At 41.1% G+C, this 20860-nt stretch carries 21 protein-coding genes and 2 pseudogenes; 10 read left to right on the top strand and 13 right to left on the bottom strand.

Translation table 11 applies throughout. The annotated features are described in order from the left end of the window. Positions 1 to 231 precede the first annotated feature (231 nt). From MAE_RS03155 to MAE_RS03175, 5 genes are all read left to right on the top strand, one after another. Entirely contained in the window at positions 232 to 1581 is a 1350-nt protein-coding gene (locus tag MAE_RS03155; RefSeq protein ID WP_012264281.1) for a ParA family protein, read from the top strand. Beyond that, complete coding sequence (locus MAE_RS03160; RefSeq protein WP_012264282.1) at positions 1582 to 2271, top strand: hypothetical protein; 690 nt, start codon at positions 1582 to 1584, stop codon at positions 2269 to 2271. Between the two features lie 278 nt (positions 2272 to 2549). Further along, positions 2550 to 3248, top strand: coding sequence for a Uma2 family endonuclease (locus MAE_RS03165; protein ID WP_012264283.1), 699 nt, complete (start codon positions 2550 to 2552; stop codon positions 3246 to 3248). Positions 3249 to 3465: 217 nt separating this feature from the next. Then, positions 3466 to 4158: a Uma2 family endonuclease gene (locus MAE_RS03170; RefSeq protein ID WP_012264284.1), complete on the top strand. Its 693-nt coding sequence runs from the start codon at positions 3466 to 3468 to the stop codon at positions 4156 to 4158. A 382-nt stretch (positions 4159 to 4540) separates the two neighbouring features. Next, entirely contained in the window at positions 4541 to 5965 is a 1425-nt protein-coding gene (locus tag MAE_RS03175) for an FAD-binding domain-containing protein (RefSeq protein ID WP_012264286.1), read from the top strand. Positions 5966 to 5971: 6 nt separating this feature from the next. Here MAE_RS03175 and MAE_RS03180 read toward each other — a convergent pair whose 3' ends face one another. The 3 genes from MAE_RS03180 to MAE_RS03190 all read right to left on the bottom strand — a co-directional run bounded on the left by MAE_RS03180 (position 5972) and on the right by MAE_RS03190 (position 11085). Next, the gene (locus tag MAE_RS03180) at positions 5972 to 8617 is read right to left on the bottom strand and encodes an efflux RND transporter permease subunit (protein ID WP_012264287.1); all 2646 of its coding nucleotides are present in this window, start codon (positions 8615 to 8617) and stop codon (positions 5972 to 5974) included. An 823-nt stretch (positions 8618 to 9440) separates the two neighbouring features. After that, positions 9441 to 10478, bottom strand: a complete 1038-nt coding sequence (gene trpD / locus MAE_RS03185; protein WP_012264289.1) for an anthranilate phosphoribosyltransferase — start codon at positions 10476 to 10478, stop codon at positions 9441 to 9443. 79 nt (positions 10479 to 10557) lie between these two features. Beyond that, complete coding sequence (locus tag MAE_RS03190; RefSeq protein WP_012264290.1) at positions 10558 to 11085, bottom strand: GIY-YIG nuclease family protein; 528 nt, start codon at positions 11083 to 11085, stop codon at positions 10558 to 10560. 209 nt (positions 11086 to 11294) lie between these two features. On the opposite strand from MAE_RS03190, the pseudogene MAE_RS28350 reads away from it, so the two are divergent. Continuing rightward, positions 11295 to 12215 (top strand): annotated as a pseudogene (locus tag MAE_RS28350) (ISKra4 family transposase); the annotation flags it as partial. Positions 12216 to 12494: 279 nt separating this feature from the next. Beyond that, a complete protein-coding gene (locus MAE_RS03200; RefSeq protein WP_012264292.1) occupies positions 12495 to 14153 on the top strand; it encodes an IS1634 family transposase in 1659 nt (552 codons plus the stop codon). A 141-nt stretch (positions 14154 to 14294) separates the two neighbouring features. On the opposite strand, the gene MAE_RS31465 is transcribed toward MAE_RS03200, so the two are convergent. After that, positions 14295 to 14495 carry a hypothetical protein gene (locus MAE_RS31465; protein WP_162467753.1) on the bottom strand — a complete coding sequence of 67 codons (201 nt, stop codon included), beginning with the start codon at positions 14493 to 14495 and terminating at the stop codon, positions 14295 to 14297. Positions 14496 to 14574: 79 nt separating this feature from the next. Between MAE_RS31465 and MAE_RS31470 the strand changes: the two are divergent. Further along, a pseudogene (locus MAE_RS31470) lies at positions 14575 to 14724 on the top strand (ISKra4 family transposase); the annotation flags it as partial. 14 nt (positions 14725 to 14738) lie between these two features. Here the strand turns inward: MAE_RS31470 and MAE_RS03205 are convergent. The 8 genes from MAE_RS03205 to grxC all read right to left on the bottom strand — a co-directional run bounded on the left by MAE_RS03205 (position 14739) and on the right by grxC (position 19256). Then, positions 14739 to 15008 carry a hypothetical protein gene (locus MAE_RS03205; protein ID WP_012264294.1) on the bottom strand — a complete coding sequence of 90 codons (270 nt, stop codon included), beginning with the start codon at positions 15006 to 15008 and terminating at the stop codon, positions 14739 to 14741. Between the two features lie 83 nt (positions 15009 to 15091). Continuing rightward, on the bottom strand, positions 15092 to 15364 hold the full coding sequence (locus tag MAE_RS03210) for a pentapeptide repeat-containing protein (RefSeq protein ID WP_050766268.1): 273 nt from the start codon (positions 15362 to 15364) through the stop codon (positions 15092 to 15094). A 179-nt stretch (positions 15365 to 15543) separates the two neighbouring features. Next, complete coding sequence (locus MAE_RS03215) at positions 15544 to 16143, bottom strand: hypothetical protein (protein WP_148204721.1); 600 nt, start codon at positions 16141 to 16143, stop codon at positions 15544 to 15546. Positions 16144 to 16488: 345 nt separating this feature from the next. Beyond that, on the bottom strand, positions 16489 to 16920 hold the full coding sequence (locus tag MAE_RS31475; RefSeq protein WP_012264296.1) for a hypothetical protein: 432 nt from the start codon (positions 16918 to 16920) through the stop codon (positions 16489 to 16491). 300 nt (positions 16921 to 17220) lie between these two features. After that, a complete protein-coding gene (locus MAE_RS03225; protein ID WP_012264297.1) occupies positions 17221 to 17538 on the bottom strand; it encodes a DUF3593 domain-containing protein in 318 nt (105 codons plus the stop codon). Continuing rightward, positions 17531 to 17842, bottom strand: coding sequence for a DUF2499 domain-containing protein (locus tag MAE_RS03230; RefSeq protein WP_002734463.1), 312 nt, complete (start codon positions 17840 to 17842; stop codon positions 17531 to 17533). The genes MAE_RS03225 and MAE_RS03230 overlap by 8 nt, the downstream gene beginning before the upstream one ends. A gap of 157 nt (positions 17843 to 17999) precedes the next feature. Continuing rightward, the gene (gshB, locus tag MAE_RS03235) at positions 18000 to 18980 is read right to left on the bottom strand and encodes a glutathione synthase (RefSeq protein WP_012264298.1); all 981 of its coding nucleotides are present in this window, start codon (positions 18978 to 18980) and stop codon (positions 18000 to 18002) included. 15 nt (positions 18981 to 18995) lie between these two features. After that, positions 18996 to 19256, bottom strand: a complete 261-nt coding sequence (gene grxC, locus MAE_RS03240; RefSeq protein WP_002803525.1) for a glutaredoxin 3 — start codon at positions 19254 to 19256, stop codon at positions 18996 to 18998. 471 nt (positions 19257 to 19727) lie between these two features. Here grxC and MAE_RS03245 point away from each other — a divergent pair, with 471 nt between their 5' ends. Beyond that, complete coding sequence (locus MAE_RS03245) at positions 19728 to 20168, top strand: hypothetical protein (protein WP_041803750.1); 441 nt, start codon at positions 19728 to 19730, stop codon at positions 20166 to 20168. Here the strand turns inward: MAE_RS03245 and MAE_RS03250 are convergent. After that, a complete protein-coding gene (locus tag MAE_RS03250) occupies positions 20165 to 20452 on the bottom strand; it encodes a YggT family protein (protein ID WP_002763635.1) in 288 nt (95 codons plus the stop codon). The genes MAE_RS03245 and MAE_RS03250 overlap by 4 nt on opposite strands. A gap of 223 nt (positions 20453 to 20675) precedes the next feature. Between MAE_RS03250 and MAE_RS35575 the strand changes: the two genes are divergently transcribed. Beyond that, on the top strand, positions 20676 to 20804 hold the full coding sequence (locus MAE_RS35575; RefSeq protein WP_269453961.1) for a hypothetical protein: 129 nt from the start codon (positions 20676 to 20678) through the stop codon (positions 20802 to 20804). The last annotated feature ends 56 nt before the right edge of the window (positions 20805 to 20860 follow it).

Genomic DNA, 20860 nt, shown 5'->3' on the forward strand with positions numbered 1-20860 from the left:
TTGATTAAGTAAGGATTTAGTCTGTGCTTCACCTTGACGGGAAAGGCCGTCATCATTTAAACTAACAATAAGTTGTTGTTAAGTAAGTAGTCGGAGATAAATTCTGTTGTCTATCTTAAGAAATGTAAATTACCACAATTCTTACTTAGTCCTGACTCCTGACTCCTGACTCCTGACTCCTTACCCCACAGTTAACTTTACTTTTGTCCAACTACTTATTTCCTCAAATGTGTGACTTTCAACCCTCACCATTGTCATAACGAAAGGGAAGTGGAGAGTAAATTAATTGTCCAGTATTTACTCCCCAAACTAGGCTACAATGCCGAACATTGGTATCAACAAGTTAGCTTCGGTAAAGTACGCTTAGATTTCCTTGTTTCCGCTCAAAAACCTATCAACAAAAAGCAGTTTTTACCCTCTCACTGTCTAATTATCGAAGCTAAAAACCCCAGAGAAAAGCTCATCAATCATCGTCACCGCTTAGGTTATTATCTCGACTACTTTAAAGTGCAGTGGGGATTATTAACCAATGGTGATGAGATTCAACTTTATCGAAGAAAACCCGATAAAATTTATTTAGTTTTTAGATGTTCTGGGTTAGAAATTGCCGCTCACTTAGAACAGTTAAAATCTCTGATTGGCTACGAAACTTTATCCCTGGGTATTCCACCGCTCAATTCTCCAATAATCAACCACAGAAACCCCATGAAAACCATCGCAATTTATCATCATAAAGGTGGTGTTGGTAAAACCACCGTCGCTACCAATCTAGCGGCAGCTTTGAGTAAAAAAGGCAAGCGAGTTTTATTAATTGATATTGATGCTCAAGCGAATAGTACCTTTGCCGTTGGTTTAATTAAGTTTCAATTCGATGATGACGATGATTTAAAAGATAAAAATGTCTTTCATTTGCTAGATAACAGTAACCGCATTTTTATTGAGAATATCGTCAGAAAGTCTCAAGGATTCAATCATCCAGAAATTGATGTTATTCCCTCTCACATATCTTTAATTGCTAACCAAGCTAAAATTAAAGATAATGCAGCGGTATTTGCTAGATTGGCAAGAAAATTAGAGAAAGTAAATGATCAATACGATATTGTAATTATTGATGCACCTCCCGCACTTGATTTATATGCACGCATTGCTTTAATTGCAGCTGATTATCTGATAATTCCTTCAGATCTTAAACCATTTTCTAATCAAGGATTAGATAGCGTTAAAAACTTTGTTCAAGAGGAAATCAATGAAAGTCGTGGAGATTTGGGTAAACCAACACTACAAATTTTAGGCGTTTTACCTTCCAAAATTTCTACCCACGCTCAATACTTAAAATATAATTTCCCCAAACAAAAACAAGTGATTCCAGACAAGTATGGTTTACCCTTGATGGAATCAATTATCTCGGAAAGAATGCCTTTATCTCGCTGTATAAATCAATACGTTACTGTGGGAGATTTAGAAATTCCTGCCCCCCAATCTATAATCGATTATGCCGAACATCAAGCTGATGCGGGAGTGTCAGCAGCAGAATTTGAAGCCTTAGCACTGGAAGTTTTAGCTAAAATAGGAGTTAAATAAATGTGGAAATTTTTACGAGTCGATATTACTGATATTAATCCTTCTGTTCCCAGAGAAACCTTCTCCGAAACTGAATTGGAGAATTTAGCCAATCTTATTATTGAAATGGGTGGACTTATTCGCCCTGCTATTCTCAAAAAAGCTGATAATAAAAAAGTTGATGAACGTTATAATCTTATCAGTGGAGATTTAGAATATTATGCTTCTGTTATCGCCAATCAGAAAGTTCCTGACATCGAGATGATTAACGCTTTTGTGGTTGATAAAGAAGCGGAGAATATCGCTTTACAGCAAATACAGTTATTATCTCCTTCTCCTGGGTTAATTACCACGCCTGAAAAAACAGATAATCCTCTAGAATTGAGGGTGAGTAATCTTGAAAAACGATTAGAAACCCAGTTACAAGCAATCCGAGAGGAGTACCAAAAAGAAATCAAAAGACTGGAAGAAAAAATTATTATTCTTCCTCCTCCTCCTCCTGCTTCTAAGTCGATTTTAGAGCTTTTGAATACCTGTGATGCTAATCAACTTAAAAAAGCGGGAATTCCACCTGCATCTGTTAATGACTTTCTGAAAAAACGTTCAGAAAAGCCCTTTGATTCTTTGGAAGATGTCCTAAATCGCCCGGTGTCAGGAGTTAAAGAGAAAAGATTAATTAAGCTTGTCGATTATTTGCTGACTTCTAACTGATTTTTTAGGGTGTGTTGAGCTACTTTAACACACCCTACCGATGGATGTTATAATAATGGAAGATCAGGAGAAATTGCTGATCCGATAGCGGGCAAAGATTAACTAAGTAGGTAGGTGTTAAAAATTGTCAGACACCCCCCTTATCAAGGGGGGCAGGGGGGATCCCCCCGCCTATCGGCACCCCCCTTAATAAGGGGGGCAGGGGGGATCAAGGGCAAAATCTATCTTCTATTTAACTAGAAACACTTACCTAGAAGACGGGTGAAAAGAGAAAACTTATGACAACTACCCCAGTAATAGCTGCTTCTTTAACAATTCCTCCCCTAGAAAACGGCGATAAATTAACTCGATGGGAATTTGAACGACGTTATCAAGGGATGCCCCATCTCAAAAAAGCGGAATTAATTGAAGGAATTGTTTATATGGCATCTCCCCTCAGATTTGAAAGTCACGCCGAGCCTCATGCTAATATTGTCGGATGGTTAGCTCTCTATAAAGCGGCGACTCCAGGTGTTAGATTGGGTGATAATGCCACCGTGAGATTAGATATTGATAACGAACCCCAACCGGATGCCCTATTAAGAATTGACAAGGGAGGACAATCAACAATTAGTCAAGATGATTATGTAGAAGGTGCGCCGGAATTAATTGTCGAAATTGCCGCTTCTAGTGCTTCCTACGATGTTCATCAAAAATTAAATGTTTACCGTCGCAATCAAGTCCAAGAATATCTAGTCTGGCGGTTTTATGAACAAGAAATTGATTGGTTTCGACTACAGGCAGGAGAATATATTAAACTAGAACCCGATAGTGATGGCATAATGCGCTCCCAAATCTTCCCCGGTTTATGGCTAGATAAAAACGCTTTATTAATGGGCGACTTAGGAAAAGTTTTAGTGATTTTACAGCGAGGGTTAGAGACACCAGAACATCAAGATTTTGTTAATAAATTAACTAGCGATCGCTCTCAAGTTTAAAAATTAGATAATTATTTTCTCTCAAGTGTTCTATAATATGGGAGAAAAAACTTTGCTCAAATTAATGGATTATTTATTGACTTCTAACTGATTTTTGTGGGTGTGTTGAGCTACTTTAACACACCCTACCGATGGTTGTTATAATAATGGAAGATCAGGAGAAATTGCTGATCCGATAGCGGGCAAAGATTAACTAGAGGGTGAAAAGAGAAAACTTATGACAACTACCCCAGTAATAGCTGCTTCTTTAACAATTCCTCCCCTAGAAAACGGCGATAAATTAACTCGATGGGAATTTGAACGACGTTATCAAGGGATGCCCCATCTCAAAAAAGCGGAATTAATTGAAGGAATTGTTTATATGGCATCTCCCTTGAGAATTACCCAACATGGTGAACCCCACGCGCATATTATGTTATGGTTGGGTTTTTATAAAGCTTTTACCCCCTATCTGCAATTAGGGGATAATTGTACTGTGAGATTAGATATTGATAACGAACCCCAACCGGATGCCCTATTAAGAATTGACAAGGGAGGACAATCGACAATTAGTCAAGATGATTATGTAGAAGGCGCGCCGGAATTAATTGTCGAAATTGCCGCTTCTAGTGCTTCCTACGATGTTCATCAAAAATTAAATGTTTACCGTCGCAATCAAGTCCAAGAATATCTAGTCTGGCGGTTTTATGAACAAGAAATTGATTGGTTTCGGCTACAGGCAGGAGAATATATTAAACTAGAACCCGATAGTGATGGCATAATGCGCTCCCAAATCTTCCCCGGTTTATGGCTAGATAAAAACGCTTTATTAACGGGGGACTTAGGAAAAGTTTTAGTGATTTTGCAGCGGGGGTTAGAAACAGCAGAACATCGAGATTTTGTCAATCAATTAACTGCCAATCACAGCTAGATTTTAAAATTAGACGGGTGCATCTCACATTTGCAGAAATACCGACAATCAGCAATTATCAGTGACTCTTAAATTATTACAAATATGTCAGCAGCTGCGTGTAAGCATCCCACCGAAAAACTAATGCGCTCCGGGGTTTGGGGGGTAGAACCCCCCAAAAGCTTGGATTGAGTGATAAAATCGGAAGTAATACCAATTTTAGAAGATAGTTTCCCTTTAAAAATCCCAACTCAGTAGATTGATAAAAATCAGATGCACCCAATTAGACAATTATTCTTGATCCACTGTCCTATAATGACAGAAAGAGTATTTTTGACTTGAATTTGTTCTTAACTGTACCCCAATAATCTCGCCCCTGATAATCTTCTCTTCACCTCACTATATGTCAAATCTAATCCTTTTCTGGCATCGTCGCGATTTACGTCTCTCGGATAATATTGGACTGAGTAAAGCTAGGGAGCGTAGTCCGAAAATTATCGGGGTTTTCTGCCTCGATCCTGCTATTTTAGAAGGGGATGATATTGCCCCTGCTAGAGTTGCCTATCTCCTCGGTTGTCTAGAGGAATTAGAAAAAAATTATCACCAAAAAGGTAGTCAATTACTGATTATTCGCGGCAACCCCAGTCAAACACTCGTCAATTTAGCTGGCAATTTATCGGCAAAAGCAGTTTTTTTTAACCTCGATATCGAACCCTACGCGCGTCAACGGGATCAACAGGTAATCGCCGCTTTACAAACAAAAGGAATTGAAGTAGAAACCTTCTGGGATCAACTTCTCCACGCTCCAGGGCAAGTCCTCACCCTCTCAAAAAGTCCCTACACCGTATATACTCCTTTTTGGAAAAATTGGAGCCAATTAGCCAAAGCCAGCCCCAAAACCCTAGAAAACCTGCAAGGATTAGACGAAAATGAGGGGGAGAAACTCACAGAAACTATTAATTTACCAACCCTAGAAAATTTAGGTTTTACCTGGCAAAATCCCTTACCCCTCACCCCCGGAGAAAAGGCCGCCCATAGCAGATTAGAAGAATTTTGTCAAGGGGTTATTAACAATTATCAAGAAGATCGTAACTTCCCCGCTTTCGATGGCACCTCGCGCTTGAGTGCCGCTTTAAAATTTGGGGCGATTGGCATTCGCACAATTTGGACGGCAACCCTAGAGTTATTAGAAAATTGCTGCGCCCAGGAAGCAAAAGATAGTATTATCACTTGGCAGCAAGAATTAGCTTGGCGGGAATTTTACCAGCATTGTCTCTATTTTTTCCCAGAATTGGCGGTCGGTGCTTATAGAAAAGAATTTCGTCATTTTCCTTGGCAGGATAACGAAGAACATTTTCAAGCTTGGTGCCAGGGAAAAACCGGCTATCCGATCGTTGACGCGGCGATGCGACAATTAAATGAAACGGGATGGATGCACAATCGTTGTCGCATGATCGTGGCGAGTTTTTTAACCAAAGATTTAATTATTAACTGGCAAAAAGGCGAAAAATACTTCATGCAGAAACTTTTTGATGGCGATTTAGCCGCTAATAATGGTGGTTGGCAGTGGAGTGCCTCTAGTGGCATGGATCCGAAACCTTTAAGAATTTTTAACCCCGCTAGTCAGACACAAAAATTCGATCCGGAAGGGGAATATATTCGTCAATGGTTGCCGGAATTAGCTTCCGTAGATACGGAATATTTAGTAACTGGGAAAATCCCCCGTTTAGAAAGACATCGTTGTGGTTATCCTGAGCCAATTGTCGATCATAATCAACAACAAAAAGAGTTCAAACGACTCTATAGTAATCAGAAGCCAAAACGGTAAAACTAGCTACTTTTGACCGGCTTTAATCTGGTTCCAAACATCCTCTAAACTTAGATATAACACAGGCACAACAATTAAACTCAACAGGGAAGAAGTGACTAAACCTCCCACAATCACCATCGCCATGGGTTGCCGCAATTCCGCACCAGTACCCAATCCCAAAGCGATCGGAATCATGCCTAAAATTGTCGAACAAGTGGTCATTAAAATCGGTCTTAACCTAATCATTCCCGTTTCTAAAACCGCTTCCTCCCGACTCCAACCCTGTTGACGCAATTGGTTAGTATAATCCAGCAATAACACAGCGTTTTTATCCAGTAATCCCAAGAGGAAGATAAACCCGATCAGAGAAATCATACTAAACTCACTACCCGTTACCAATAACCCTAACATTGCCCCCACAATCGCTAAAGGTAAACATAAAGCGATGACGATAGTTTCTAACAGTCTTCTGAATAATAACCATAAAACTCCTAACATTAAAATTGTCGCTAGGATTAAAGTACGACCAAAACTGCCCAAAACATCGCTACTTTGAGAAGAAGTACCCCAACGCTGTAAAGTTATCCCTTCCGGTAAAGGAATCCCTTCAATTTTAATCGCCGCATCTTCTAAGCCTAAATCCGGACTGAGATTAGCACTGAGAAAAATCGCCTGTTGACCATTTAAACGCTCGATCGCCAAAAAATCCCCCCGCTCATTTAATCTAGATGATAGGGAAATATCCTTTAAACCGGCGATTTTAGCGGCCTCAACCCGCAATTTCTCGGCACTATCGCGCAATAGCTTGAAATCATCGCTTTTAATCGCAATTTGGATCGGCTTTTCCGCTTCCGTCTGCACAAAAGGAATGTCCTCGACACTGACATTCACCCCTCTAATTGTCGGTAAAATTTGCCGAATCCGTTGCTGCACCGCACTGGTGTGAGATCTACGATCGCTCTTCAGTTTAACGTGAATTTTGCCCCGATTCGGCTCACCGCGTAAACCGGCGATCATAAAAGTCGATTCCACTTCCCCATCCTGCAAAATCGGCGCTTCTAATTTGCTGCCATCGCGGATAGTGCGACGCAGGAGAAAACTTTCGGGAGAACTAGCTAACTGGGAAATCCAAGCGAAACTATCAGTAGAACTCTTAGCGGTCGGTTTATTAGGGCTAATTTGCGTTATTTTCGGCAAAGGAGAAGTATAAACCAGATTAAACTCGCCGCGATCGAGTCGGGGAATAAATCCCCTAGAAATAAAAGGAATCAAGGCAATACCCGCAAAAAAGGTAATTAGGGCAATAGCAATGACCAGCAAACGATGACGCAATGACCAGTTTAAGAGCCGTCGATAGGCGTTTTCAATCGGTCGCTTTTGTTTCGTCATTTTTGCCCGTGACTGCGGTTTCAGCCAATATACTGCCAAAACTGGCGATAAAGTTCTGGCGATCAACAGAGAAAAAATCACCGCAGCCGAGACAGTTAAACCGAAGGGTTGGAAAAACTGCCCCACCGCACCCCCCATAAAAGCCACGGGTATAAACACGGCAACAATGGTTAAAGTGGAAGCAGTGACAGCTAATCCGATCTCCCTTGTCCCCTTGAGTGCCGCATTTTTCGGGGTTTCCCCCGCGTCGATTAAACGGGAAATATTCTCCACATCAACGATCGCATCATCCACGACAATGCCGATTACCAAAGCGAGAGCCAGCAGCGTCAGGGTTTCCAGATTAAACCCATAGATGGCCATGATAATGAAAGTCCCCAAAAGAGATAGGGGGATAACCAGAGCAGAAATGATTGTAGCAGCGAAACTGCCTAAAAATATCAAGATCACCAGCACCGACAGCAAAACTGCCAAAAGTAAATCATCGATCGTGCCTTGTAGGGCAGCGCGAATATATTCCGCTTGAGTTTCAGCTAAAATTATCTTGACATCGGGCAGTTTTTGTGCTATGTCTTTAACCAGTTTTTCTGCGACCGCGGCCAGATCGAGACTATTGGCAGCACCTTGTTTGATTACCTGCACAGCGATCGCTTCTTGACCGTTAAAGCGCACCAGCGTGGGCAATGGTCGGGTTAAGCTTTTATGGGGATTATCTTCTCTAACTGTACCCTGACCGAGTAAATTAACTTTAGCCGTACCAGGAAGAGCTTTTAAGGGCGGAATTAAATTATCTTGGGCGATTTGGCTTAATTCTTCTAGGGTTTTCTGCTCACTCACCAGCGCATAGGTGACTGTTGCCGACTCATTTAAATCAACGGGGATAACTTCTGTGGTAGCTTGAGGGGGTAAAGGGATTTGCGAGATAGCCTGTTTAACTGCTGCGGTGGCTTTGTCTAAATTTGTGCCAATTTTAAAGAAAACGCTGATTACTGACTGTCCGGGGGCAGTAGTCGAGGACACATCCCGACAACCGGGGAGAGAGAAAAGGGGATTTTCTAGGGGTTTAGTTAATTGCTTTTCCGTGGTGATAGCAGTAGCTAAATCCGCTTGAGCGTTAATTATTACGACTGGAAAGCTTATATCGGGGAAAAGAGCGTATTTTAGGGAACTAAAAGCCAAAATTCCCGCCATGGCCACCGCTAACCAGAAAGCAATGGTTAACCTCGGGGCATTAATCGCTATTCGAGAGATATTCAGACGTTCTCGCCATGATTCTTTCATCTTTTGATCATCTCTCATAAGTGGGGTGTGGGGAGTGGGAAGTGGGGAGTGGGGTGTAGGGTGTGGGGTGATGGGGAAGTGGGGAGATGGGGTGTAGGGTGTGGGGTGTAGGGTTTTAGGGTTTTAGGGTTTTAGGGTTTTAGTGGAAATTACTCTATCTCCCCATTACCCTATTCCCCCATTTTCCTATCCCCTTCTCACTGATAACTGATAACTGATAACTGATAACTGATAACTGACTCCTAACCCCATGGTAGATGTTGGATTTTTGCAGGAGTTCTATTTTCTGACAAAGATAAGCAAAAATTATTTATTGACTGCAAAAACTTGAGAATATTTAAATTAACATTCCGCAATATTTATAAATTCTTAAGAATTAATTGAGAAAGATTTTTATTTAACAACGATGTTATCATAGTTACAGCGATTTTACTGAATTTCATAATGGGTTATTCTGTGCTTTTTTGACCAGCAATGGTTGAAACCCTTGCCACACCTAGAAGGGTATCCTAATTGAAGCGGGTAAATCAGTCAATTTCACCCCTAACGATGATCTTTTTTTTGTGTAGTTTTATTGCAAAAAAAAAGTTTTTTTGACAAAAAGCACAAAGTATGATAAGCCCAACCTATTTCTGGCTGCGAGTAATTATTGCAGAGTGGGGGAGTGGGGAAGTGGGGAGAATAAATAAAAGCAATCTCCTGTCTCGGAGTCTCCTGACTTGAAAGAGGGTGTGGGGTGTGGGGTGTGGGGTGTGGGGAAGAAAACCTCTTTCATCTGTGGGGGTGAAAATTTTTTCATCGAGACTGACTCCTGTGAATTGTCCTAGGCGGCGAGAAACTTAACCAACTCCTCTAATTTTTGCCAAGCTAACCCACTGGCTAAAATGTCGCGAGCGAGGGCGAAACCGGCAGCATGGTCGCCAAAAGTGACCTTTTCTGCCACCTGTAGGGCAAGAGAGGCATTAATCGCCACAGCATCCCGTTGAGCCGGTGTTCCCCCCCCTTGCAGGACATTTTTGAGGATTTCGGCATTTTCTGGTACTTCCCCGCCTTTAAGGGCATTTAAACTGGCTCTGGGGATAGCAATTGACAAGGGATCGATCGCCGCAGAAATCACCTCGCCATTATTTAATAAAGCCATATCGGTCAGATCTCCTAACCCCACCTCGTCGAGTTTTTCCCGGCCGTGAACAATAATCGCCTTTGGGGTTCCCATTTGTGCTAAAGCCGTGGCCATGGGGGTGAGAAATTGCCGGTCATAAACCCCGATAACTTGACCTGTGGGACGGAGAGGATTAACTAGAGGACCCAGAAGATTAAAAACCGTGCGAACTTTCAGGGTTTTGCGGAGATTAGCCACACTTTTCAGGGCTGGATGCCAACCGGGGGCAAAAAGAAAGGTCACTCCCACCCCATCTAAAGCCGCTGCTACTTTCTCGCTAGGGGCGCTCAAATTAACCCCAAGATATTCTAAAACATCGGCCGAACCGACCTTGCTGGAAGCCGAGCGATTGCCGTGTTTAGCCACTTTGACACCCCCGGCGGCCGCCACAAAAGCCACAGCAGTGGAAATATTAAAAGTTGCGGCCCCGTCACCGCCGGTGCCACAGGTATCGATAACGGGAGTGGTATGGGGTTTAGGGTCTTCTAAGCGAGATTGTTGCCGTAAAACTCCGGCCATTCCCGCTAATTCCGCGGCCGAGACTCCTTTTGCTTGCAAAGCCGCTAAAATCGCCCCCGATAAAACTTCTGGAATCTGGCCGTTTAACCATCCGGTCATTAATTCTTCAGCTTGGTTAAGGGAAAGGGATTTTCGATCGAGTAGTTGCTGCAGTAGGTTTGGCCAGTCTGGAGTGGTCATCGCTGTTCCATTGGTGTCGGGATGGGGCGATATACTATCATAGCGGTTTGTCGGGAGAATCGATCGCTCCTAGTAATTTTTACTTTAAATCGAGCAAACCCTGTTCTTTTAACTTGGGATTAAAACGAATTTCCATCTGTACTCCCCGTTTTTCTAGGGTTGATAAAATATCGTTTTCTACTCGTCTGGATAACTGTTTTAATAACTTGATTTGCCCCAATTCGTCAGCACTTTGATAAAATTCTTTTTCTGTCTCAGTCATGGCTAATTTAGCATCAATTGGTTCTGTCCAGAGTTTTTCATTGTCGATTACTGCCTGACTTTCTCTTAGCCAAGCTTGTTTAATCGATTCGAGAATAGTCCGATTAGGACGATCAATCAACTGTATTTTTAGCCAATAACAAGCTTGAGGCTGTCGGGCAAGATGTTGTTTTAAACTGAGATAAATATCACGAGAATAGCCGACAAACTCCAAGACTTGTTCTCGATCAAAAATGGCATAAACCCCGATTTTTCCCTGGAAATCAGCAGAGATATTACCCGTGGCATCTAGGTAGGGAATATATTCTAATTGTTGGAGATTAGCCAAAGTATCAGACTCATTCATAATTAATCGTCGCTCATTGGTTGGAGATAGCTAAATTATACCTAATTTTAACTGTTTAATCTTGAATTTTAAGGATTTTTTTGTCCATTGGGTAAACTAGATACCCTCAAGAGAGCACGGGAGCAAGTCAAAGCTGAAGAACAAATAAACTACTTGACAAAAGCATCAATTGGGTATGGGATAGAGAAAAGAGTAGGGAAAAGACAAAAATGACTCCAGAGCAACAACAAGAACTTAACCAACATATTCAAGCGATAGCCAAGATTCTTCATCAGGAAGCTGAGGCTGAAAAAATTCAAACTTTAGAGGGAATAGAGACGACAATAAGAGAACAGACCTGAAAATATATAACTCCGAAACTAGGATTTTTTTTGGTCACAAAAACGACAGGAACTCAAGCCGGGAGACCGAGAAAAATAAAAAGCATCATCGGAGAATTATGCCTGACAGAAAAACAAGCAATCCGTTTAAATATTCCTCGTAATAACCAAATTAGTCCTTACTTAGAACGCTGTTGTTTAAGAGCTAGTGCCAATGTTTCTTATGAAAATGCCGCCAGAGATATTCAATTTTATATAGGGATGAAGGTCTCGGCTAGGACTCAACAACGATTAGTCCATCGCCACCAATTTGCCGAAGAAGAATCAGGAAACCCCGTTCAAGAAATTAGTCTAGATGGAGGAAAAGTGCGCTTAAGAACCGAAACTAAGGGAGAGGCTTGTATCTGGAAAGATTATCAAGCAATCTGTGTTGATACTTTCCTAAGAAAAGCTTGGTTTGGAGAGAATGAATCGTTAATATATTGGGTTAATCAACAACCTTTATCTGACCCCCTTACCTGTTTGGGAGACGGACATCCCGGTATTGGGAAAATTGTGAAAAACTGGGATTGTCCAGGAGAAAAAAGAGAAATACTTGACTGGTTTCATTTGGTAGAAAATCTTCATAAAGTCGGCGGTTCAGTGAAGAGATTGAAAAAAGCAGAAAGTTTATTATGGCAGGGCAAAATTGAGGAAACAATAGCATTAATCTCTCCTTTAAAAAACGAACGAGCTGAAAATTTCTGTCGTTATTTAGAGATTCATCGTCATCGAATTGTTAATTATAATTACTATCAACAAGAAGAGATGGTTCTTCGTTACTTGGTATCCCACATTCCGCACCCTCAACTGTCACATAATACCAAATTTCTAAATCCATGACAGACATCCACGCTCGAATGCTTGCCAAGCCGGTGTTCGTTGTGACGCGAATAAAGAAAAATGGTGTAAGCTGTCCCCCTCCAGAGACTTGAGTAAAAATACCTAGCTGGTGAAGGTTTTCTCGGTGGCCGCTAGGGGGGTCTTGAGACCCCTAATTATGAAAAAATAGGAATTGTTGGAAAACTGAGGCGAGTGGACTGTTCGACCATGAATCAATCAACAGAAATTGAAGTCAAAAATCTAGACCATCTGGGATTAGTAGCCGGAATTATCGATGAAATAGGAATCGTTGAAATTATCAACGAACAAGTCTCAATTGAGCGAGGAGAAATTGTCACAGCGGGGCAAGTAGTGAAAGCAATTATCCTGAATGGATTGGGATTTGTCTCCCGAGCCTTGTATTTATTTCCTCAATTTTTTGAAGATAAAGCAACCGAACATCTGCTGGGAGAGGGCATCGAACCCAAGCACTTGAATGATGATAAAATTGGTCGAGTAATGGACAAACTTTATCAACTGGATGTTTCGGGTATTTTCCTACTCATCAGTTTAGCCGCCGTGAAAAAATTTGGTGTAGCAACCGAGAACTCCCATTTAGATTCGACTTCTCTATCAGTAGAAGGAGAATATAAAAAGGAATACCCAACAGTAGAAATCCTGAAATCAGGAGCAGTGGGAGAAGAAATTGAAACCAGACAACAGCCAATAAAAATTACCTACGGATACTCCCGCGACCGAAGACCTGACTTAAAACAATTTATGATTGACTTAATCGTAAGTGGGGATGGAGATGTACCTTTATTCCTGAAAGTAGGGGACGGAAATGAAGCGGACAAAGCGGTTTTTGGTCAAATCGCCCGAGAATTTAAAAAACAAGTTGACTTTGACAGTTTAATAGTCGGCGATAGCGCCCTCTATAGCAAAGAGAATTTAAAACTAATGAAAGAAATGCGTTGGTTGTCTCGAGTACCATTAAGCATTAAAGAGGCTCAAGAGTTGGTTGATAGCATCTCAGAAAAAGAGTTAACCGATTCAGAAATACCGGGTTATTCCTGGCGGGAAACCATCTCTAACTATGGGGGGATAGAACAAAGATGGTTGCTAGTTGAAAGTCAAGCTAGACAAGAATCAGACTTGAAAAAATTAGAGAAAAAAATCGAGCAGGAAAAGAATTCTGCCCAAGAAAAAATCCGGCAACTATCCCGAAGAGAATTTGAGAATAGAGCGGTGGCGTTGGCGATAGCCAAAGGATTATCTGACTCCTTAAAATCTCATCAGTTAACGGAGATTAAAGTCAATCTCATTCCGCCTGAGTCCCAGGGGTCAAAACTCAAATCAAAAGACGATTTACCCTCTCAAAGCTATCAAGTTCAAGCCGAATTAGAGTTGAATTTGACCGCCATTGAGAGGCTAAAGAAACGAGCAGGACGATTCGTTTTAGCAACTAACGATTTGGAGAAACAACGATTAAGCAGTGAGGATATACTCAAAAAATATAAAGGGCAACAAGCTCCGGAAAGAGGATTTTCTTTTCTCAAAGACCCCTGCTTTTTTGCCCACAGTGTCTTTCTCAAATCTCCCCATAGAATCGAGGTCATGGCCATGCTCATGGGCTTGTGCCTGCTGGTTTATACTATTGGTCAAAGACAACTTCGTTTAAGTTTAAAACAGCAGGAGACGGGACTGAAAAATCCGTTGGGTAAGTTAACTGACCGACCGACGTTACGCTGGATATTTCAGGGCTTTCAAGGGATTCATCTCGTCCGTATTCAAGACAATCAAAAGATTAGCAACTTAACGGATGAGAGGCGCAACATTTTGAGATTTTTTCCCAAACCTTGCCAGGAATATTATCTCTTATCTTGACCAGATGGATTGACTTCAAGGGGTGACAAAACAAAGCGAGCAACTGGAACATCTCCCCCTAGATGTTAAGTCTGATTGCCTAGTCATTCTCAACAAGCACTGTTTATTGAGAATGACCGGGGGAACTCTGAAATTTTCGGCTTAGTTGCCGGCAGCTTGCCGCCAACTCACTCCTCTAGATAAGTATTTTGACTCACGCCCCTTCCTCTTTTGAGACGTTGTGACACTTAGGGTGCGGAATGTGGGTTGGTATGGTTCGATCAGGGGGCATAAATAGGCTAAATCCTTATCTGGCAAGAGACTTAATTGATTAGCTCGTTCTAGATTGAAAACAATTGGCAAAAATCGAAGCAATGTCTTTCTATATAAGGGTTTCATCCCTTATAACTCCCGTCCATTGCATAACACAAACCGAAGAACCGAAGAGATTTGCTCTATTGCTTCGGGAGCCGTTGAATCCACGGTTAAACAGATTGACCGACGACTGAAAATTTCTGGAGCCCAGTGGAATGAAGAAAATATCCCTCAAGTGCTTAAACACCGCTGTGCTTACCTAAATAACAGTCTTTAGCTATTGAATAGTATTTATGTTCTGACAAAACTGACTTGCTCCCAGAGAGCACCGCCTAAATCAGTCCCTGCCAGATTGCCCCCTTGCCGATTAGAATTATGTAAACGAGCGAGGCAAAATTTAGCATTAATTAGGGCTTGCTGAAAAAGTAGGGGCGAAGCATTCGGGCAATAACCTATCGCTGAAACCGTAGATTTCCTATCCGAATGCTTCGCCCCTAAAGGACGCAATCGCCGATGCAGATGCAAGGTTTTGAACCAAGATTCTCTCAAAACCTTGGACATATTTCGCACAAAAAAGCGACAGAACCCTTACCTCGTCTATATTTAACATTTATTCAGTAAGCCCTAATTAAAGTGGTATATTGTCAATTAATATAACCGAGATTAGCATGATCAACAAGGGCATTTTCTAGATTAGCATATTTTAAATTTGCCCCTTGAAAATTAGCTGCAATTAATCGACTATTTTTCAGGATAGAATGACTAAGATTAGCTCCCGTTAAGTTGGCACCATCGATTAAAGCTCCTTCTAAGTTTGCCCCTTGCAGATTAGCCCCTTGTAGATCGGCACCGCATAAATACACTTTTTCTAAATTGGCTCCTTCTAGATTAGCTCCTTTTAAATCGGCCGGGAGCATCTCACTTACGCGATAAGTAATTATACTTAGCCTAAAAGCCACTCTTAATCGTGTCTTGGAACGAAATAGAGGCTTTTAAAGACTGCGTACATGGAGAATTAAAACAAGAATTACCCTCGAAAAGCCTATTTTTCCACTAAGTATTTATGCTCATTGCAAAGGTGAGATGCTCCCACTGATCACACGATCATACTCAGAAGGCTTAGGAATAGCATATTCTCTTTCTTTATCAGAAGAAAATAGCTTAACAGAGCAAAAACTAACCATAACAACTTATAGGAGAAAAAAATCCCCATCATTCCCAGTTGCCAATTTTCCAAAAATATTTTGAACACAGATACTTCTGAATGAGTTGCTAAGGCATTAGCCATACTTCCGCGTGTAGCAAACCAAATTAGAAGATAAAATAGGATGGCAAGTAAAGCTTGAAAAATTTCTTTTTTAGGAAAACAAAAAATAATTAGTGGCACAAGGGCAAATAGGCTAGATTCATGATTAAGTAAACAAAGAGCAATGACTGACATTCTTCCTTGACTACTCATGGGAATAATCGCCATTAAAAGGATTAAAATAAAACTTATTTGATCCACATAACCAACCCAGATAAAATCAACCATTATATAGCTACTGGTAGCTAGGGATAAGTAGAATAAGAACTTCTGAGTTGGTGATAGAGAAGATGCAGTCCACTGTTTTTGGGGATTATCAAGGTAACGAAAATATTTTCTAGCTTCAAAAAATATTAAAGTTATCCAGATAAGTAGGTAGGTGTTGACCAAAGAGAAAATATAGTAAAGAAAAAAACCTCTGAATTGTAAAAAGTAAGCAATGAAAGGTTTTAAAATTCTGCGATAATAAGCTTAGACGCACTTACATTGCACTTTAATATCCTGGAACGCCTTGTAGATAGGGATACGAGTAGGAAACTTAAATGCGTCTAAGCTTACCAGCCTGTATTTTCCAAAAAAGGGTCTCTAGTCATTCTGCCATATTCTATTCCCATTCCCGATAGCCCATATACATTTGAATTTAATCCTTCGGGATAAGAGTAAGGAAATAAGTACCTAAGCAAAATTAATTACACATTTCGATCAAGCTTTTGCCTTTTGCCTCTTGCCTTTTGCCTATCCTAACCAAGAAATTAATTTTGCACGACTACTTACTAGCAGAGACAAAATAATAAATATAATTAATGCCACGCAAGCTAAATATCTAATTTTTATCTTTTTCCAAACCGATTTAGAATTAAATAAATCGATAATTAATGGTGATATTATTATCAAAAATGAGACAGAAAATAGTAACCCTTTCAGAGGAATTAAAATTTGATACAGGATAGTATTTTGCAGGGATGTTACATTCAGATATTCTTTGAAAATACTCAATAACTTAGTTAAAGCCCCTGATAATTTATCCTTAGGAGCATTAACTATACAATAGGAAATAATAATAGCACTCCACAGAAGTACATTGCTTATGGCAACATTAGGAACATAAGTATTAAAAGATACGTACTTTCTGTACCTTTCCGATAAGGGGGCTGTGAAGATATTCAAATATTACCTCCTGGATTTAAAACTATAAGGGTATATATAAACTCGATTTAAATCTGCTGTAAATTGCCCTAGAGCCTAATTTTATGAGTTCTGACAAGGAACGATGGTAGAAAAAATAAATCGATAAACTGCGCTAGTATTTAGCCCCAAACCTCAAATCATTTTGCTTTTCCTCGTCTTATTTGTTATGAACTTATATATTTCCGTACATATTATGTTCAATAGCACTGACAAAATATAAATTTTATTTCTGAATTGTAATCAGAGTCATCGAGATTGACAATGAGTATAAACACTTAATTATTTCGGACTTATGATTTTCTCCCCTTTCTCTGTTTCCTTTTTGGCTAAAATTGCCTGACGAAAACCTAAGACGACGAGAATATTGGAGAGGGTGAGGAAAAGTTCGGCGCTGCCGTGTAACCAATCGACGTTGGCTAATTCTTGACCATAGTGGATTTTGGCGTAGATACCGGCAGGAATGGTGATAAAAACGAAGATTAACAGCACATAAAAGCCAATTAGGGCTAAAAGAGGCATTTTTCCCGAACGAGTGACAAACCAAAGAAACCCCAGATAGGGAAACAGGGAAATGGCAAATAAACTCTCTTTATTCATTGTTAACGCTAATTTTACTGGAACGCCACAGCCACCAACCGGCAGCACAGAGGGTAAAATTTCCTAAGACAGTCATGGCTGCCTGTAGGGTGACTAACCAGGATAAGGCACTGATATTATCAAAAAAATGCCATGTACAGGCACACATGGCCCCAATTAAAGCGGGTAACATTCCCCAAGATAACATTCGCCACGATCGATCGCTACTGATGTCGCCATAGGTCCAGACTAACCAGATTGCCGCTATCCATTCTACGACACTCGATACATGAACTATCCACGTCGGTATTGATAAAGCATTCATTTTTTTACAGTTATCAGTTATCAGTTATCAGTGGGTAAGTTATCAGTTATCAGTTATCAGATTTGAGTTCTTATCTCGTTCCCAGGTAGAACCTGGGAACCCTTTGTTCAGGTTCTACCTGAAGGATATTTTAATACAGAGCCTTAAATATTGTGTGTCAAGACAGAGCCTTGGCACAAGCAAAATTTTCTAGCCATTTAATCACCTGTTGACCTAAACTAACATTGTTTAATCGATCGATCTCGCGAATGCCGGTGGGACTGGTGACATTAACTTCCGTCAGATAGCCACCAATCACATCCAATCCGACAAAATATAGGCCATCTTCTCGTAATTTTGGGGCTAAAGTGGCACAGATTTCTAATTCTTGATCGCTGATTTCTGTTTTTGCTACTCGTCCACCCACGGCCATATTACCGCGAAATTCTGAACCGGTGGGAATGCGATTAACTGCCCCGATCGGTTCACCATTGAGGACAATAATGCGTTTATCTCCTTCTTTGGCAGCTGGTAAATAATCTTGAATCATTACCGGTTCTTGTCCCCATTTTGTGCTAATTTCAATCATTGAATTGAGATTGCGATCTTCGGGACTAAGAAATAAAATTCCCTCCCCTGCTTTGCCACCCAAAGGTTTCATAACTGCCGCCCCTTTTTGGTTGACAAATTCCCTAATCGTCGCTTTATCTTGGGAAACAATTGTGGCGGGCATTACCTGAGCAAAGTGAATAGTATATAACTTTTCGTTGGCATGGCGTAAACCCCTAGTTGAGTTAATTACTTGGGTTTTTTGGGGGTCGATCAGGTCTAATAAATAGGTGGCATAAAGATAGGCAATTGTCACGGGTGGGTCTTTTCGCATCCAGACAAAATCGAAGTTTTCTAGGCAGGTAAAAACTGTCTCTTGTCTCTGATACCATTGAGATACAGCCTCCCAATGATTATCTTTTAACTCCACGGGAACCAGTTCAATTTTAGTTAGTTTTGCCCAAGCTTTTCCCGCAATCGCACTGAGATCAGTGATGGAAGTCATCCAGACTTCATGTCCTAATAATTGCGACGCTTCCATGATAGCTACACTGGTATCATGGCCCGGATCTAAATACTCGATCGGATCGATAATAAAGGCTAGTTTCATTAATAGTTTTTATCCTTAATTCTGCAACAGGGGAGCTAAACCACCACTTCTATCTAAAGCATAGATGTCATCGCAGCCCCCGATGTGTTGATCGTTTATAAAGATTTGTGGTACACTTGTACGACCATTAGCTCGATCGGACATTTTGGCCCGCGCTCTTTCATCACCATCGATACAATATTCGGTAAACTCCACCCCTTTTTTCTTGAGTAATGCCTTAGCGCGGATACAGAAAGGACAGGAACTCCAAGTATAGATCTCAACATTAGCGGCCATAAAATTTATCTCCCTTCTTTACATATCTTAAATTTTAGCCGATAACCGAGCAGTGATCTTCCTTCAGGTCAGAAAACGCCAATTAGGGCGATTCCACTGATATATTGCTTGTATTTCCCATTCTTCACCGTTTTGAAAGCGAATACGGCAACTAACAGGGCGAGAATCATCCTCACTTTCATTTACGGCGTTGTCAGATCAGAATAGGTAAAGATGCAATGCAATCCTTGCTATCAAAGTAATTTCAGTTCCGGTGCTGATTCGGAGCATCTTTCAATTTGACAACGCCTATTGTAGGGCTAATTCATGAATTAGCCCTACACCTATTACCTCACAGGTAAACCCGTCGCAACTATCGGGAGCGTCTGTGGGAATCCATTCCCATGAGAGTCCTAAAAAAGCTGATTTCAAAGGGTGACGATCCACGATAATCTAAGTATTGGGGAAATCATACCGTAAAATCACTCATCTATGACACCACGCTCGCTCACCGTTTTACTGCTTTCTGCTCTCTTCTGGCTGTCTAGCTGGCTTATCATCCCTATTGCTCAAGCTTTGACCCCAATTCAACTATTAGATGTATCTTACAAAGACTGTCCCCCCGAATTAGCCGAGGGGAGTGTCACCAGTGGAGGAACCAGTTTTCCGGCTAATTGTTTTTTAATCACCGGCAAAGCTAAAAATAATTCTGGAAAAACCGTCTATGATGCCGATGTTTTTGGTCGGATTTACGATGCTAACGGGGAACCGGCTTTACAAAATCGTAGCCGAGTCGGGGCAATTCCCGAAGTGCCACCGGGGATTAGTGATTTCGAGATCAGAATTTCTGTTTCTACCAATCAACCAACCCCCTTGCGACTGGAAAAATTCAAAGCTTCCGGTTTTACCAGCAGCGTGGATCCGCGGATTTAGAAACTGCTACTGACCAGACTGCTGGCCCCTGTGGCTACGACACTCTGAACAACGTTGAGCAGCAGGAAAGCGAGGATCGGGGACAAGTCCATCCCGCCTAGGGGTGGGATAATCGAGCGAAAGAGGTTTAAATAGGGATCGGTAATCGGACTGAGAAAAGACATAATCTGATAGGCCCAACCGGCATTTTGGAACCAAGTCAGTAAAACCCTAACAATTAGGATTACCGAGTAAATTTGCAGGAAATTGTTGATTATCGTCAAAATAAACCCTATATCGCTCATAAATAAATCTTTCCTCAAGAGGGCGTGATGGTTAGTTTAGCTTTGATCTTACCAAAAAAATAGTCTTTAGTTACTCTCGCCGCCCTGTCTTACTGGTTTTAACCAGCTATCGGCATTCCTCCCAGTTGACGGACACTGGGTAAGAAAACTGAATACAGCAGTTATCTTAATGGTGAGGTACGAAGTTTTCCTTTTGGGGAGACTCGGATTGTTCAAGTAGGGTTTGCGGCAAAAAGTTTTTCGTGGGGGTAGGGTGTGGGGTGTGGGGTGTGGGGTGTGGGGTTTTACCCATTTTCAGGGAAAAAGTCCAGGAATTTTCCCCCCAATCACTCCAATGGTCGGCAGTTTTTGAGGGAAAAAAAGTCTAAAAACCTTATCCAACAAGGTTGTTAGATTTATTCAGCAAAC

It is taken from the genome of Microcystis aeruginosa NIES-843, from assembly GCF_000010625.1.
GTDB lineage: Bacteria > Cyanobacteriota > Cyanobacteriia > Cyanobacteriales > Microcystaceae > Microcystis > Microcystis aeruginosa.